Genomic DNA, 15,563 nt, shown 5'->3' with positions numbered 1-15,563 from the left:
AGTCACGCTCGCGCCGGCCACCTTACAGCATCTGCACCAAGCTTCCGGAGGAAGAAGAACATGGCTCGTTATGACTACAAGTGCCCCTCATGCGGTTCCACCTTCGAGGTCGAGCACCCCATGAGCGCCCATCCCAAGGTGAACTGTCCCAAGTGCGGCCATGAGGCCGAGCGAGTGTTCGAGACCTCTGGCATCGTGTTCAAGGGTTCCGGCTTCTACAACACCGACCAGAAGGGCAAGTAGCCCAAGCCCCATAGCTGGACGTTTGAAGGCCCTGCCGACTGTCGGCAGGGCCTTTTTCGAGGCGCGCGAGGTTGGAATGGGGCGAGGACGCGGCTCTCGACAACGCGAGGGCGCCTCTCGTCAATAAGGGCGCACGAAAACGGTTCAGGTGGCTTCCTGGCAACGCTTTTCTCAGGAAGCCAGCATGCAGGATTGTTTTGGTGTGCGTTTTTTGGGCGAGATGGACAGGGCCGACATTGAGCGCCACCACCGGATGCCAAGGTATAGCGACACTTCGGCCAAGCAATGCCTCCGTTATTGAGACACGAGGCATCGCCAAGGGCGGAGCGCGCCATGGCAAACTGAGCTATGGTTACTTGCACGCAGCCAGCGGGGCACAGCCCCTCGACACAACGAAGCAGAAAACAACACCATGAGGCGGATGTGGGTTCCGGAGGCAGCATGACTAGCAGCAATGACAAGAAGGATCGCTTCGAGCGCAAAGGGAAGCGCGAGGACAGCAACATTGGGCTTGTAGGCAGGGGCTCGGGCTTCATCCCCACGGGCGACGCCAGCACAATGCCCGAGGGGACCGAGCGGAGAGGCAGCCGAGGCAGGCGATTCGTGGTGCGAACGCTCGTCCCGCTCCTGGTGCTTGCGGTGCTTCTCGGCGGCGGCTTTGTATGGTGGACACAGCTTCGACCGGTTCAGGTGACGGTAAACGGCACGCTTCAGAGCGTGACGGTTGGCACCACCATCGACCAGCTCAAGAGCGACGAGGGCATCCAGACCTCGCCGGGCAACTACGTGAGTGTCTCGGGAAACATCCTTGCCGAGGGCGAGGGCTACCCGTACTCGGTCTCCGTCAACGACAAGGACATGGACTATGACGCCGCACGCGCCTACAAGGTCGCAGGCGGGGAGCGCATTACGGTGGGCGACGGTGGCGACCGTACAGAGCCCTACACCACCGAGACCGTGAACCAACCACCCAAGCTCCTCATGGACGGAAACGTAGGCGCCATCAACTACATATCGCAATGGGGATCCACCACAGTGAAGGACGTGCTCACGGGCCAGGAGTCTGGCGAGCAGGTCGACGGCACGGTCTACGAGCAGGGCCAGGACTGCGTGGTCACCGTGAAGGACGTTGAGCCCTCGGATGACCAGAAGCTCGTTGCTCTGACCTTTGATGACGGTCCAAGCGAGTACACACCACAATACCTGCAGATCTTGCAGGACAAGGGAGTCAAGGCGACGTTCTTCTGCCTGGGCAAGGAGGTTGACGCCCACCCGGATGAGGCAAAGGCCATCGTGGATGCCGGCTGCCAGATATGCAGCCACTCCTACGACCACCCCGATCTTAGGTACGCGGAGCCACAGACAGTAGTCGACCAGTTGACCTCGTCCTTCTCGTCCATAGAAAACGCCACGGGCAAGAAGACCACCGCGTTCCGCCCGCCCTATGGGAGCTTCACGCAGCGCACCTGGCTCAACACGCAGGGCGTTGCCACGGTGGCCGTGCGCTGGGACATCGACACCGAGGACTGGAAGCAGCCCGGTGCGGACCAGATTGTCTCGGCAGCATGCAGCAACGTACACTCTGGCAGCATCATCCTGATGCACGATGGCGGCGGCCCCCGCGACCAGGACGTCGAGGCACTGCCGCAGATCATCGACACGCTCCAGTCGCAGGGCTACACCTTCGTGACCATAAGCGAGCTTCTCGCCAGCGACGACTCCTTCCCGGACTATGTGGCGAGCTGCGATTCGACCATGCCCTCAAGCGCCGTCTGGCCGGACGAGATAGGCTAGGCGAACTGGCTGCGATAGAGCGTCGCGTACGCTCCGCCCTTGGCCAGCAGCGACTCGTGCGTGCCCTGCTCGATGATGTTGCCATGGTCCATCACCAGGATGAGGTCAGCGTCGACGATGGTGGAGAGGCGGTGCGCGATCACGAAGCTCGTGCGGTTCTCCATGATGGCCTCCATCGCGCGAACGATGGCCTGCTCGGTGCGGGTGTCCACGCTCGAGGTAGCCTCGTCGAGGATGAGCATGGCGGGGTCGGTGAGCATGGCGCGCGCGATGGTCAGGAGCTGGCGCTGGCCCTGGCTCACGTTCTCGCCGCCGTCGGTGAGCAGCGTGTCATAGCCGTGCGGGAGCGTGCGCACGAAGAAGTCCACGTGCGCCGCGCGCGCCGCCGCCTCGACCTCCTCCCGGGTGGCACCCGGCCTGCCGTAGGCGATGTTCTCAGCGATGGTTCCCTCGAAGAGCCACGCATCCTGGAGCACCATGCCAAACTCCCGGCGCAGGTCACGCCGGCGCAGCTGCCTGGTATCGACGCCGTCGAGCGTTATGCGACCTCCGTCAACCTCGTAGAAGCGCATGAGCAGGTTGATGAGGGTGGTCTTGCCGGCGCCAGTGGCGCCCACGATGGCGACCTTCTCGCCAGGCTCTGCCACAAGGGAGACGTCGCGCATGAGCAGCGCCTCAGGCGAGTAGCCAAAGCGAACGTGACCGAAGGCCACACGACCCCGCACGGGCTGTGGCAACTTTGCCGGCACTTCCGGGTCCGGAGAGACCTCCGGCGCGTCGAGCAGCGCAAATACACGCTCGGCAGCCGCAAGGGCGCCCTGCAGCATGTTCACCGTGAGCGAGAGCTGCGTGAGCGGCTCCGAGGCCTGGGTCACGTACTGGAAGAAGGCCAGGAACGCGCCGACAGACATCTGCCCGCCCGCCACGAGCGCACCTGCTGCTAGGCCTATGGCAACCTGCGAGAGGCGCATGAGGAAGCGAATCACGGGCGAGATTGCGTTGGTGAGGAAGTCTGCCCGGGCGCTTGTGGTAGCGACCTTATCGGCGCGCGACTCCACTGCCTCGAGGCTCGCGTCCTCGAGCCCAAAGGCCTTGATAACGGTACGGCCAGAGTACGCCTCCTCGACGCTCTCGGTGAGGTGCCCCAGCGCTTCCTGGCGCGCGGCGGCAGCTTCGAGCGTACGACTTGCAGCGAACTTGGTGACGGCTACCGACAGGGCGGCAAACCCGCAGAACACGAGCGCCAACAAGGGGTTGGAGACAAGCATGAGCACGATCGCGCCCACGAGCGTGGTGAAGGCGATGATGAGCTGCAGAAGGCCTCGCTGCAGAACCTCGGAGACCTTGTCGAGGTCGTTGGTAGCGCGGCTAATTGTGTCTCCAGGCTGGTGCGCGTCGAAGTACGAGAGCGGGAGCCGTCCCAGCTTTGCCGAGATCTCCTTGCGCAAGGCAAGGTTGAGGCGCTCGGCAAAGCTCGACATCACGAGGGACTGAACGCTGTAAAACGCCCAGGCGCAGGTCCAGATGCCCAGGTAGATGAGGACCTCGCGGCCGCCGTTTTCCAGGCCTACCACATAGGCCTCGCCTACGGCGAAGCTTTGCTGGATGTGCTCCCACAGCACGTCGACCACGTGCGCGCTATAGACAGCGGCGCCCAGGCTCGCGGCCACGTACACGATGGCACTCACGGCGGCGACCACAAGGCGCCAGCGCTGCCTGCCGGCGGCCTGCCACAGGCGACGCGCCGTCCCCATGGCGTCGTGCGGGCGCTCCTCGTCGAGCTGGTCCTTCTCGTCACGCACGTTCTTATCGTCCTTCATCGGCGGTGGCACCTCCCCTCGTCTGGGACTCAACGATGTCTCTATAGGCTGGGCACGTCTCCATGAGCTGGTCATGCGTGCCGCGGCCAACCACACGGCCGTCGTCAAGCACCACGATCTGTGCCGCGTGGCGCACGGTGCTCACTCGCTGGGCGATGATGACCACAGCCTCGTTGGCAAGCTCGCCCTCGAGGGCATGGCGCAGGGCAGCGTCGGTCTTGTAGTCGAGCGCCGAGAACGAGTCGTCAAAGACGTAGAGGTCCGCATGGCGCACGAGTGCGCGGGCGATGGCCAGGCGCTGGCGCTGGCCGCCCGAGAAGTTCGCCCCACCTTGCGCGACACGCGTGGAGAGTCCGTCTGGAAGCTCGTGCACGAAGGAAGCCTGCGCCACGTCAAGAGCGTGCCAGAGGTCCTCGTCGGTGGTGGAGGCATCGCCCTCACGCAGGTTCTCGGCAATTGTCCCCGAGAAGAGCCATGCCTGCTGCGGCACGTAGGCAATGCGGGAGCGCAGCTCCTGCTGCGTTACCTCACGCACGTCTGTCCCCAGCATGAGGAGCGACCCTGCCGTCACGTCGTGGAAGCGAAGCAGCATCTTCGCCACGGTTGACTTGCCCGACCCAGTGTTGCCCATGATGGCCGTGACCTCGCCTCGGCGAACGGAAAAGTCGAGGTCGTGGAGGGTGTCCTCATCGGCATCTGCAAAGCGGAAGCTCGCGTGCGAGAAGCGCGCCACCTCGTCGCCCGGCCGTGGGCCTGCGGGCGCAGCCAGGCACTTGGGCGACTCAGGGTCTGCCACGCTGGGCACCGCCTCAAGGACGGCCGCCGTGCGCGTGAGGCACGAAAGTGCCCTGGGCACCTGGATGATTGCAAACTGGGCCATCATCATGAAGAAGAGGATGAGCATGGCGTACTCGAGCAGCGCAGAGATGGAGCCAATCTGCATGGCACCCGCACCCACGCGGTCTGCGCCCATCCACATGACAAGTACCTCGACGACGTTCATGAGGAAGAACGTCGAGCAGTCCACAATCGAGAAGAGCATGTTCACACGGATGGCATTCGTAGCGTAGTCCTCGAAGGTCTCGTCCAGGCGGCCGCGCTCGCGCTCCTCCTTGCCAAAGGCGCGGATTACGCGCGTACCAGTGACCACCTCGCGCAGGCGCGAGTTCATACGGTCGACAAAACCCTGCATAGCCATGAAGATGGGTGTGGACTTGGCAACGGCAACGCCCGAGATGGCGAGCATCGCGATTGTGATGACAAGGAGCATGCGCCCCATCACGGGGTCGATACCATATGCCAGGACGATGGAAACCACGCAGGTCACAGGTACCGGAAAGACCATCATGAAGGTCATGAGCAGGGTCTGCTGCACCACATTGGCGTCAGATAGCGTACGGGTGATCATCGAGCCCATGCCAAACGAGTTGAAGTCCGCACCCGAGAGTGCAAGCGACTTCTTGTACACGGCCACGCGCAGGTCTCGACCCACATAGGCAGCGAGGCGAGAGGCCACGTAGTAGGAGGCCACGCACCCGCCGGAGCCCACCACGGCAGCCACAAGCATGGCCACGCCATGCGAGGTGAGCTCCGTAGTATTGCGTGTGCCCACGGCCACGTTCACGAGCGCCGAAAGCTGAGTGGGGATAAGGAGCATGCCCACGATATCGGCAAGCAGCAGCGCGCAGGCAGCCACCGCCAGACGCCAATGCGGGCGCACGAGCTGCGTGAGAACCCTCCACGACGCGCGCCTGCTGTAGTCACGTTGGGCGGCCATCAGACATCGCCTCCCTGGGTACGCACAGACGGCCCCTTCCCGATGGGCGCGTCCACATGCAGGGCGCGCGCTTCTACGTCGATTGCCACCACATAGCGGCGGATGAGCGCAACGAGGGCCGTTCTGTCCTCAGGCGAGAGGGACTCAAAGGCGCGCTGCTCCGCCTTGAGGGCAGGCGTGACCTCCCTCTCGCAGAACGCCCGTCCCTCTGGCGTGAGGGTCACGATCTTGCTGCGGCGGTTGTTCTCGTCACGCTCGAGCGTTACGAGACCACGGTCGACAAGCGACCGCATGGCCGAGCTCACCGTCTGTCGCGAGAGGGAGTGACAGGTTGCAATAGAGCCCTGCGGGCAGCTGCCGCCGGCAACCACGATGTCCACGAGAATCCAATACGCGGTCTCCGAGAGGCCGCAGCCCTTCGAAATCTCGTAGTACAGGCGCTCGACCTCCTGGTACACGATGTCCATGTCGCGGACCGTGGGGATGCTCGGCGCCTGCGCGCCCGCGCTTCCCGGCTGTTCCTCCGGCATATGGCCCCCAAAAGATACGATTTCGGACAATAGAGGGCCCATCTTAAGCGCAGCCCAGAAATAATTCAAGTACCTTGAGCAAGATTACGGAACAAATGTTCTATTTATGCCTCACGGACGAGAAGTGCAAGGAAGTGACCATCAAGGGGCAGTTCGGGCGTATCCACGCGAGAAGTGCGCACCATGCCATCGGGGCCGATCATGGCCGTGAACAGGCGCTGGGCCTGGGGCGGCAGTGCCGCGAAGGCAGCCGTCGAGCGGGGGCTCACCAGCGAGAAGGCCGCCCCTTCCTGGCCCGCAAGAAACGCCGAAACAACGCCCTCGTTCTCCTGACGCAGCTCTGAGCACGTGGCGTAGGCAAGCGTGCCGCCAGCTCCAACGCGAGTTGAGGCCGCCCTGAGAAGCTCCAGCTGGAGCGCGGGGAGCGACTGGCCTGCGGTACGAATTGCGGGTTCCTGGAGCGCCCAGGCGATCTCGGGGTGACGGCGGAGCGTGCCCGTGCCGGAGCAGGGGGCATCCACGAACGCGGAGTCGAAGCTACCGGAAAGCTCGGGTGGGAGGCCCTTCTCGCCAAGGCGTCGTCCATCCAATGCGGTGCAGGTCACAGCCTTGCCCAGGCGGGCACGCTCCATGCGGGTGCGCGAGACGGCAACCTTGAAAGCCTCTGACTCCACCGCAGCAAGGTGCGCGAGGCCTCCGCGGCGCAGCGCGCAGGACTCGAGCAGGAGCGACTTGGTGCCCCTCCCCTGCCCCACCTCGAGCATGCGAGTGCCGGGCGCGGGCGAGGCAAGCCACGCCACGACCTGCGCCGCCATGTCGGCGGGGACAACGTCAACGACATCCACGAGTCCAGAGGCCGCCAGGCCGGCTGCCGAAGAGAGCGAGAGGCACCCCGGCAGGCTGGTCGAGCACGGCATGAGGCCCGCGGCAGAGAGCAGGTGCTCGACCTCGACGTCATTGTGCAGACAGGCGTTGCCGGCCACGTAGACGCCAGGTGCGTCCAAGGCCGAGAGCGCCATGCGGCATACGCCGTCGGTGCCCAGCGAGACCATGAGCTCGTCTGCGAGCCACTGCGGCAGCGCGGCAACGAGCGCGATGCCGGAGGCGGTACAGTTCCTACGCTCCACGCGCTCGCGCGCGCGGGCAAGCGCCGGGAGGTCCTCCTCGGCCACGCGGTGCAGCACCGCGTTGGCAAGCCCGGTGCCGTGGGGCGAGACACGCCGCACCAGCTCGACGCCCTGGCTTATAGCCACGTGCGCGGGCGTCGCGAGCCACAGGAGCTCGAACGCCGAGATGCGCAGGGCGTCTCTCACGCGCGGCTCGAGGTGGCCGCGGCGCAGGTGGGCGTCGAGAAGCGCGTCGACGGTCCCAGACGTGCGAACGCCCCCCAGGGCAAGCCGGGTTGCGAGCGCGCGGTCCGCCGGCGTAAGGCGCGCAACCGGCGCGGACGTGCGCAGAAGGTCACGCGCACGGGCATTCCTGCGCCGAACGTTAGAGAGGACGTCCGCTGCTGCGATGCGGGCGGGTGAGAGCGTCGCCATGCGCTAGGCACGCTCCCAGGTGGCACCGTTGCCGCCGTGAAGGCCCTGCGCCCAGGCGGAGGCGTCCATCTCGCGCTTGCCGTCGGGCTTCACACGGAGAAGCTCAAGCGTCCCGTTGGCACAGCCGAGAAGCACGCGACCGTGGGCAAGCGCAACAGCACCAGCCGCCACCTGCGGGGCATTGGCATCTGCGACCGCAGCGCGAACGACGCGCATGCCCTTGCCCGCCACCTGGCAGCGCGCCGGCGCAGCGTCGGTCGAGGCCTGCACGCGAAGCGCATTTGCCATGCACGTGTCTGCCGGGTCAAGGCGCATCTCATCCTTCTTGACCTTCTCGGCAAGCGTCACCTTGGTGGGGTCCTGCTCGTGCCAGATGACGGTGCCGTTGGCAATCTGTGCCGCCGCGGCGACAAGCTCGGGCGCACCCGCCTGCGCAAGCTCGTCAAAGAGCTGGCCAGCCGACTTGGTGCCAATGGGCGTAGCCACCTGCCGGCACCATGCGCCGGCGTCAAGATCGTGCGCCACGCGCATGATGGAGACGCCGGTCTTCTCGTCCCCGGCAAGGATTGCACGCTGAATGGGTGCCGCGCCACGCCAGCGTGGAAGCAGCGAGCCGTGCACATTGATGGCCCCCAGGGACGCCACGGCGAGAAGGTCGTCGGGCAGTATGCATCCAAACGCCACAACGCAGATGAGGTCAGGCGCTGCGGAACGCACGGCGTCGATTGCCGCGGCGTCCATACGCTTGGCCTCGAACACGGGAAGACCCAGCTCGAGGGCGCATACCTTCACGGGCGAGGGCTCGAGCCTCTTGCCACGCGAGCGCACGGCATCGGGGCGCGTCACCACGAGCGTGACGTCGTAGGCACCGGCAACGGCCTTGAGCGAAGGCACCGCAAACTCGGGGGTGCCCATGAAGACGATGCGCATGCTAGTCCTCCTCGACCTCCACGTCGCCAGGGCGCGCGCCGGCATCGAGCGCCTCTTGGTACTCCGACATCGCGCGCACGCGCGCCGAAGGAGAGAGGTGGTCGATCATAGTCACGCCGTGCAGGTGGTCGATCTCGTGCTGTAGGCACACGGCAAGGAGGTTGTCCGCCGCCTCGTACTGCAAGAGGTCGCCGTCCAGGTCGAGCGCCTGCACAACCACGTGGCTGGGACGCTTGACCTCGACCGTGATGCCGGGGAACGAGAGGCACCCCTCGCCCGTGGTGCGCTCGGGGCCGTCCGCCGTGATGACCTTGGGGTTGATGAGCACGTAGGGGTTCTTCTTGGAGCCCTTGCCCGACCAGTCGACGTCAATGACCACGACCTGCTTGGCAACGCCCACCTGCGGGGCGGCGAGACCGCAGCCGTCGGCGGCATACATGTCGCGCAACATGCGCTTGGCAAGGGCGCGAATCTCGTCGTCGATCTTCTCGACGGGCGCGCACTCCTCGGTGAGAACGGGTGCGGGCGAGAGAACGATTTCGTCCAGGGGGTTCATTGCATCCTCCAATGCAGCGCGACAACTCGCGCGGGTTGCGTCTTGCCTACATGAGGTCGTAGGCGTCTATGTCCAATGCCATGTTAATACCCATACCGCGCCCTATGCCTGCGGCGCATTCCGAGACCACACCGCCAAGGTCGGAGTCGATGGGCGCCTTCACCATCACATGACGACGGGTCCGGTCCTTGACACGGGCCTTCACGCAGTCTGCAGGCCCCAAGACCTCCCAGCCAGGAAGGCCAGCAACCTTCTCGCGCAGGGTGGCTGCCATCTTGGCAGACGCATCCCAAACGGCACGGGCATCCTTGCCCCACACCAAGACGTTTGCGAGGCGCGAGAACGGCGGGTATGAGGCCTCCTTGCGCTCGGCCAGCTCGGGGGCGAGAAAGACGTCGCGCCGGTGCGAGAGGACCGCCTGCATGGCCGGGTGCGTGGCCCAGTAGGTCTGCACAATTACCTCGCCCGGACGCCCTCCCCTGCCGGCCCGGCCCGCCACCTGCTCGAGGAGGTCGTAGGTCCTCTCCGCCGCGCGGAAGTCCGGCAGCTTGAGCATGGTGTCCGCGTTGATGACGCCCACGAGCGTGACCTCGGGGAAGTCGAGGCCCTTGGCTATCATCTGCGTGCCCACAAGCACCGCGCATTCCGCCGCGTCGAATTGCTCGAGCAGACGCTGGTGGGCACCCTTCGCGCGGGTGGTATCCGCGTCCATGCGGATGACCTCAACGCCTTCTGGCAGGAGCATGACAAGCTCGTCCTCGACGCGCTGGGTTCCCACGCCATAGGCGCCCAGGTAGCGACTGCCGCAGTTGGGGCAGCGCGTGGAGGGGTCAGGGTAGGCGCGCACGGGCCAGCTGCGGCCGCAGGTGTGGCACACGAGCGAGTGGGTTCGCTCGTGGTACGTGAGTGCCGTCGAGCAGTGCGGGCACTCGGGCACGCACCCGCACTCGCGGCACATGAGGAAATTCGCGAAGCCGCGCCTGTTCAGGAGCAGCACGGCCTTCTCGCGCCTCTCGGCCACGCCCTCGAGCGCACGGCGCAGGGGCTCCGAGAAGACCGAGCGCGAGCCACCGCGGAACTGCGACGCCATGTCAACGATGCTGACCTTGGGGAGCACGGCGCCGCCGGGCCTCTCGGGCATCTCCACGCGCGTCCAGCGCGCACCGCGCCACGAGCCTACCTCGCAGCGGCGAAGGCTCTCGAGCGAGGGCGTGGCGGAGCCCAGCACCAGCGCGCAGCCCCACTCCTGCGCCATGCGCGCCGCGACCTCGCGGGCGTGATAGCGTGGGCTCGAGTCCTGCTTGTAGGAGGACTCGTGCTCCTCGTCGATGATGATGAGGCCAACGTTGGCGAGCGGCGCAAAGAGCGCGGAGCGCGCACCCACCACCACATGGACGGCGCCCTGGCGCACGAGATCCCACTGGTCGAAGCGCTCGCCCGTCGACAGACGCGAGTGGAGCACGGCCACGTTGTCGCCAAATCGCGAGCGAAAACGACCCACGGTCTGGGCCGTGAGCGAGATCTCTGGCACGAGGACCAGGGCGCCCTTGCCCGCGGCAAGGGCGCGCTCGATGGCCTCGAGGTAGACCTCCGTCTTGCCGGATCCGGTGACGCCGTCCACGAGGACCACGTCTCCCGCCGCGCGGGAGCGGGCTTCGTCGATAGCCGCGACAGCTGCAAGCTGGCCTTGCGTGAGGCGCTGAGGACGTGGGGCCTGCGCCGAGGAGAGCGTGGTTTTCTCGCCGCCACGAATCTGCCGGCGTGTCTCGACCGTCACCACCCCGCGCTTTGCGAGGGCGCTCACAGCCGTCGAGGCGCCGGGGATGGTAGCGGAGAGCTCAGCCAGGCGCATGGCCCCCGCAGAGAGCGCCTCCAGTACCTCGCGCTGTCTGCTGGCGTTGCGCGCGGGCCCGAAGCCCCGGGCGCCCGGTGTGAGCGAGACCCATCGGGCGTCGGCGGGCACGGCCTTCTCGGCGACAAGCTCCCACGGGGCGTCAGGCGACTCGCGGGTAACGCGGACCTTCTGGCCAGGGGCAAGGAAGAGCCGCACGGCGTCTGCGAGCGGGCATGCGTACTCGTGCGCGATCCAGCGCGCCACGGCAGCGGAGTGCGGGCCAAACGCCGCGGGAGCAAGCACCTGCACCACAGCGAGCAGGCGCGATGGCGCCACGTCTACGGGCGGCTCGTCCGAGGTGGCCATCACGTAGCCCACGGCGCTCCTGTGCGAGAAGGGCACGAGCACCGTAACTCCAACGGCTACCTGGTCCTCGATGGCCTCGGGGACTGCGTAGTCGAACGTGCCCTCGAGGGAGCGCGTGGGTATGTCAAGCGCGACGCTCGCGAAGCGCACGAATGCCCCCTCCCCTTTGGCTGCGAATCTCTCGCGCCACGGACGGTGGCGCCAACGGGAACCGATTGTACCCCCTCAACTCCATTGTCGCCGGAGGAGGACTTATAACGCAGATTGCGACACAAGCCCCTCTCCGGAGACGATTTGTCTCCGGAGAGGGGCATTTGCCATCGCGTGCAACAAAACAAGCCCTCCGGCGATGTATTTTCTCGCCGGAGAGCACGGTCTTGCAGGGCAATGAGACAAAGGGACTGTCCCTTTGTCTCATCCGCCGAGGTAGGCCTTGCGGACGTCGTCATCCACGAGGAGCTCGGCGCCGGTGCCGGTCTTCACGATCTTGCCGGTCTCGAGCACGTAGCCGCGCGCGGCAACCTTAAGCGCCATGTTGGCGTTCTGCTCGACCAGAAGGATCGTGGTGCCGTTCTTGTTGAGCGCCTGGATGATGTCGAAGATCTCGTCCACCAGAATGGGTGCCAGGCCCATTGAGGGCTCGTCGAGCATGAGGAGCTTGGGGCGGCTCATGAGGGCGCGACCCATGGCGAGCATCTGCTGCTCGCCGCCGGAGAGCGTGCCAGCAACCTGGTTCATGCGCTCCTTGAGACGCGGGAAGTGCTCGTAGACAAGCTCGAGGGTCTCCTTATTCTCGGCGTCGGTACGGGTGTAGCCGCCCATGTCGAGGTTCTCGGAGACGGTCATGTGCGTGAAGACGCGACGTCCCTCGGGGCACAGGGCAAGCCCGCGCTCGACGATCTTGTGCGGCTTGATGCCCACAAGCTCCTCACCGCTGAACTTGATGCTGCCGGTGTCCGGCTTTATGAGTCCGGCAATGGTGTTAAGCGTGGTCGACTTGCCGGCGCCGTTGGCACCGATGAGGGTCACGATCTCGCCCTCGTCGATGTCGAACGAGATGCCCTTGACGGCCTTGATGGCCCCGTACGAGACGGCGAGGTCGCTGACGGAGAGCATGGCCATCTACTTCACCCCCTGCTTGCCGAGGTAGGCCTCGATGACCTTGGGGTCGTTCTGGATCTCCTCGGGCGTGCCCTTAGCGATGATGCGCCCGTAGTCCAGGACGCCGATGACCTCGCAGATGCCCATGACAAAGTTCATGTCGTGCTCGATGAGCAGGATGGCAATCTGGAAGTCGTCGCGGATCTTCTCGATGTTCTCCATGAGCTCCTCGGTCTCGGCAGGGTTCATGCCGGCCGCGGGCTCATCCAAGAGCAGGACCTTGGGGTTGGTGGCAAGCGCGCGCAGAATCTCCAGGCGGCGCTGGGCACCGTACGGGAGGTTGCCGGCACGCTCGTGTGCCAGACCCTGCATGCTGAAGATGCCGAGAAGGTCCATGGCCTTGTCGTGGAACTCGGCCTCCTGCTTCCAGTGCTTGGAGAGGCGGAACACGTCCGTGAGGAGGTGCGTCGACATGGAGTTGCCAAAGCCTACGAGGACGTTCTCCTCCACCGTCATCTTGTTGAAGAGGCGGATGTTCTGGAACGTACGGGCAATGCCCATCTTGTTGACCTCGACCACGCTCTTGCCGGCCGTGTCGTAGCCGTCGAGCAGGATGGTGCCGCGCGTGGGCTTGTACACGTTGGTGAGCAGGTTGAAGATGGTCGTCTTGCCAGCGCCGTTGGGGCCGATGAGGCCCGAGATCTCGGTACGGCCCATGGCGATGTTGAAGTCGTCGACGGCGGTGAGGCCGCCAAAGTCGATGCCGAGGTGCTCTGCCTGGAGCACGGGCATCTTGCCAAGCTCGCGCTCGGGGACAAGGTTTGGGGTCTCCATCTGCACGAGCACCGGGCGGTGGCGCTTGGGAGGTGTCGAGGGGGCTGCCCCGACGGTCGTCTCGGCCTTCGTGGTGTTGTCGCTACTCATGGGTGTGGGCCTCCTTCCCCGTGTCCTTCTCGGTTGCCGCAGTCACCGTGCTTGGCTCCGGAGCGGCTGCCACGGCCTCAGCGGCAGGCGTCGTGGCAGGGGCAAGGTCCTCGGGACGCTTGCCGTGGTTCATGATGCGCTCGATCACGCGGGACATCGAGAAGTCGTAGTCGCCGAGAAGGCCCTCGGGACGGAAGATCATGACCAGGATCAGCACGACGGCGTAGACAACCATGCGGTAGTCGGAGACGGCACGCAGGGCCTCGGGCAGAATCGTGAGGACGGTCGCAGAGATGACGGAGCCGAGCATGGAGCCCATACCGCCGAGAACGACCATAACCAGGATCTCGATGGACTTCATGAAGCCGAACTTTGCCGGCGCCATGACGCCAATGCAGCCCGCGTACAGGCCACCTGCAACACCGGCGAAGAACGCCGACGCAACAAAGGCGAGCGTCTTGTAGTACGTGGTGTTGACGCCACAAGACTCGGCGGCAATCTCGTTATCACGGATGGAGAGAATGGCGCGGCCGTGGCGCGACTTCATCATCGTGTGAATCAGGAAGAGCGAAATCACCACCACGATGAACGTGTTCAGGAAGTTTGTGTACGAGGGGATGCCCGTCAGGCCCTTGGCGCCGCCGGTGAGCGTGAAGCCAAGGACGCTGTCGATGTTCTGCATGACCACGCGGATGATCTCGGCAAAGCCCAGCGTGATGATGGCCAGGTAGTCGCCCTTGAGGCGCAGCGCCGGGACACCGATGATAAGGCCGCAGATGGCGGCGCAGATGCCACCAAAGATGATACCGAGTACAAAGAGCCCCACGGCGGCGGGGCTGCCGGTGGCGAAGTCGCGCGCGGTCACGCCCACGACGTCCATCATCCGCATGATAAAGATGGCGCAGGAGTAGCCGCCCACCGACATGAAGCCAGCGTGGCCCAGCGGCAGCTGGCCCAGGTAGCCGGTCGCAATGTTGAGCGAGACGGCCAGGATGATGTAGATACCAATCTGCTCGATGACGCCAGTCTGGTAGCGGCTCACCACACCACCGTCGATCATGAGTTCGCCCACGACGAGAAACACCACGACGAGAATGGCGTTGATCAGGTAGCGCATGGGCATGGAGAGGCTGCGGTAGCCGGAGGCAGCCGGCGTGCCCGCCTGTTCAGTTGTTGCCTTGGATGCAGTCACGGCTTCCTCCTTAGACTTTCTCGGTCATCGGGCGACCCAGGATGCCGGTGGGCCTCACCACAAGGACGATGATCAGGAGCAGGAACACCACGGCGTCCTGCCAGACGGAAAGGCCAATAGCCGAGACAAAGACCTCAGCGAAACCAACGAGAAGCCCGCCGATAACGGCGCCGGGAATTGAGCCAATGCCACCAAGGACTGCCGCGACAAAGGCCTTGGTGCCCAGCATGATGCCCATCGTTGGCGTTGCCTGCGAGTACGCCATGCTATAGAGCACGGCACCAATGCCGGCGAGGGCAGAGCCCACGGCAAAGGTGAACGAAATGGTGTTGTTCACATTGATGCCCATGAGGCGCGCGGCACCCATGTCCTCGGATACGGCGCGCATGGCCTTGCCGAGTTTGGTCTTCTGCACGAGGATCGTGAGCACGATGGTCGAGATTGCCGTCACCACAATGGTGATGATGGCGTTCGCGGAGAGAGACACGCCTCCAACGCTCATGCTGGGAAGGTCAAAGTACTCGGGGACAACCTTGGCGTCGGCGCCAAAGACCAGCTGCGCGCCGTTCTCGAGGAAGTACGAGACGCCGATGGCGGTAATGAGCAAGCTCATGCGCGGTGCCTCGCGAAGGGGCTGGTAGGCCACCTTGTCGATAAGGACACCAAGCCCGGCGCACCCCACAATCGAAAGGACGATGGCAAGAACCGGGTTCAGCCCCAGCTGGCTCATCACGATCCATGAAATGTAGGCACCAACCATGATGATGTCGCCATGGGCAAAGTTGAGCAGCAGGATGATGCCATACACCATCGTGTAGCCCAGGGCGACCAGAGCGTAGATGCTGCCCAGCTGAAGACCATTAAGCACCTGCGTCAGTATCGTCACAGCACAACACTTCCTCTCTCGAACACAGGTCCTGCAGAACCAAATAAGCGCCGGGGGCTACGTGCGCAC

The 15,563-nt window shown here is 64.9% G+C and carries 13 protein-coding genes; 2 read left to right on the top strand and 11 right to left on the bottom strand.

Features of this window, described 5'->3' with window-relative positions:
- The first annotated feature begins 60 nt into the window (after positions 1-60).
- Both NVS32_RS04200 and NVS32_RS04195 read left to right on the top strand, forming a co-directional pair.
- Positions 61-243 carry an FmdB family zinc ribbon protein gene (locus tag NVS32_RS04200; RefSeq protein ID WP_032111624.1) on the top strand — a complete coding sequence of 61 codons (183 nt, stop codon included), beginning with the start codon at positions 61-63 and terminating at the stop codon, positions 241-243.
- Between the two features lie 441 nt (positions 244-684).
- Complete coding sequence (locus tag NVS32_RS04195; protein ID WP_258498825.1) at positions 685-2,037, top strand: polysaccharide deacetylase family protein; 1,353 nt, start codon at positions 685-687, stop codon at positions 2,035-2,037.
- Here NVS32_RS04195 and NVS32_RS04190 read toward each other — a convergent pair.
- From NVS32_RS04190 to NVS32_RS04140, 11 genes are all read right to left on the bottom strand, one after another.
- The gene (locus NVS32_RS04190; protein ID WP_258498823.1) at positions 2,034-3,857 is read right to left on the bottom strand and encodes an ABC transporter ATP-binding protein; all 1,824 of its coding nucleotides are present in this window, start codon (positions 3,855-3,857) and stop codon (positions 2,034-2,036) included. The two genes, NVS32_RS04195 and NVS32_RS04190, sit on opposite strands and share 4 nt — an antisense overlap.
- A complete protein-coding gene (locus NVS32_RS04185; RefSeq protein ID WP_258498822.1) occupies positions 3,844-5,634 on the bottom strand; it encodes an ABC transporter ATP-binding protein in 1,791 nt (596 codons plus the stop codon). Before NVS32_RS04185 ends, NVS32_RS04190 begins: the two co-directional genes overlap by 14 nt.
- Positions 5,634-6,164 (bottom strand): MarR family winged helix-turn-helix transcriptional regulator, encoded by a 531-nt coding sequence (locus NVS32_RS04180; RefSeq protein WP_258498821.1) that lies wholly within the window; start codon positions 6,162-6,164, stop codon positions 5,634-5,636. The genes NVS32_RS04185 and NVS32_RS04180 overlap by 1 nt, the downstream gene beginning before the upstream one ends.
- Before the next feature lie 104 nt (positions 6,165-6,268).
- Positions 6,269-7,705 (bottom strand): transcription antitermination factor NusB, encoded by a 1,437-nt coding sequence (locus NVS32_RS04175; protein WP_258498819.1) that lies wholly within the window; start codon positions 7,703-7,705, stop codon positions 6,269-6,271.
- A 3-nt stretch (positions 7,706-7,708) separates the two neighbouring features.
- The gene (gene fmt, locus NVS32_RS04170; protein ID WP_258498818.1) at positions 7,709-8,635 is read right to left on the bottom strand and encodes a methionyl-tRNA formyltransferase; all 927 of its coding nucleotides are present in this window, start codon (positions 8,633-8,635) and stop codon (positions 7,709-7,711) included.
- A gap of 1 nt (position 8,636) precedes the next feature.
- Complete coding sequence (gene def, locus NVS32_RS04165) at positions 8,637-9,191, bottom strand: peptide deformylase (protein ID WP_258498817.1); 555 nt, start codon at positions 9,189-9,191, stop codon at positions 8,637-8,639.
- Between the two features lie 46 nt (positions 9,192-9,237).
- Entirely contained in the window at positions 9,238-11,541 is a 2,304-nt protein-coding gene (gene priA / locus NVS32_RS04160) for a replication restart helicase PriA (protein ID WP_258498816.1), read from the bottom strand.
- A gap of 264 nt (positions 11,542-11,805) precedes the next feature.
- Positions 11,806-12,513: an ABC transporter ATP-binding protein gene (locus tag NVS32_RS04155; protein WP_258498815.1), complete on the bottom strand. Its 708-nt coding sequence runs from the start codon at positions 12,511-12,513 to the stop codon at positions 11,806-11,808.
- A complete protein-coding gene (locus NVS32_RS04150; protein ID WP_258498910.1) occupies positions 12,514-13,326 on the bottom strand; it encodes an ABC transporter ATP-binding protein in 813 nt (270 codons plus the stop codon). It lies immediately after the preceding gene.
- An 82-nt stretch (positions 13,327-13,408) separates the two neighbouring features.
- The gene (locus NVS32_RS04145) at positions 13,409-14,608 is read right to left on the bottom strand and encodes a branched-chain amino acid ABC transporter permease (RefSeq protein ID WP_258498814.1); all 1,200 of its coding nucleotides are present in this window, start codon (positions 14,606-14,608) and stop codon (positions 13,409-13,411) included.
- Between the two features lie 10 nt (positions 14,609-14,618).
- Complete coding sequence (locus NVS32_RS04140) at positions 14,619-15,494, bottom strand: branched-chain amino acid ABC transporter permease (RefSeq protein WP_032111618.1); 876 nt, start codon at positions 15,492-15,494, stop codon at positions 14,619-14,621.
- Positions 15,495-15,563 lie beyond the last annotated feature (69 nt).

The organism is Tractidigestivibacter montrealensis (assembly GCF_024741235.1).
Taxonomy (GTDB): Bacteria; Actinomycetota; Coriobacteriia; order Coriobacteriales; family Atopobiaceae; genus Tractidigestivibacter; species Tractidigestivibacter montrealensis.
This window is presented reverse-complemented; position numbering and strand designations above follow the sequence as displayed.

Coding starts and splice junctions, on each gene's coding strand:
- NVS32_RS04200 (WP_032111624.1), top strand. CDS start 61: ATGGCTCGTTATGACTACAAGTGCCCCTCATGCGGTTCCACCTTCGAG.
- NVS32_RS04195 (WP_258498825.1), top strand. CDS start 685: ATGACTAGCAGCAATGACAAGAAGGATCGCTTCGAGCGCAAAGGGAAG.
- NVS32_RS04190 (WP_258498823.1), bottom strand. CDS start 3,857: ATGAAGGACGATAAGAACGTGCGTGACGAGAAGGACCAGCTCGACGAG.
- NVS32_RS04185 (WP_258498822.1), bottom strand. CDS start 5,634: ATGGCCGCCCAACGTGACTACAGCAGGCGCGCGTCGTGGAGGGTTCTC.
- NVS32_RS04180 (WP_258498821.1), bottom strand. CDS start 6,164: ATGCCGGAGGAACAGCCGGGAAGCGCGGGCGCGCAGGCGCCGAGCATC.
- NVS32_RS04175 (WP_258498819.1), bottom strand. CDS start 7,705: ATGGCGACGCTCTCACCCGCCCGCATCGCAGCAGCGGACGTCCTCTCT.
- fmt (WP_258498818.1), bottom strand. CDS start 8,635: ATGCGCATCGTCTTCATGGGCACCCCCGAGTTTGCGGTGCCTTCGCTC.
- def (WP_258498817.1), bottom strand. CDS start 9,191: ATGAACCCCCTGGACGAAATCGTTCTCTCGCCCGCACCCGTTCTCACC.
- NVS32_RS04155 (WP_258498815.1), bottom strand. CDS start 12,513: ATGGCCATGCTCTCCGTCAGCGACCTCGCCGTCTCGTACGGGGCCATC.
- NVS32_RS04150 (WP_258498910.1), bottom strand. CDS start 13,326: ATGGAGACCCCAAACCTTGTCCCCGAGCGCGAGCTTGGCAAGATGCCC.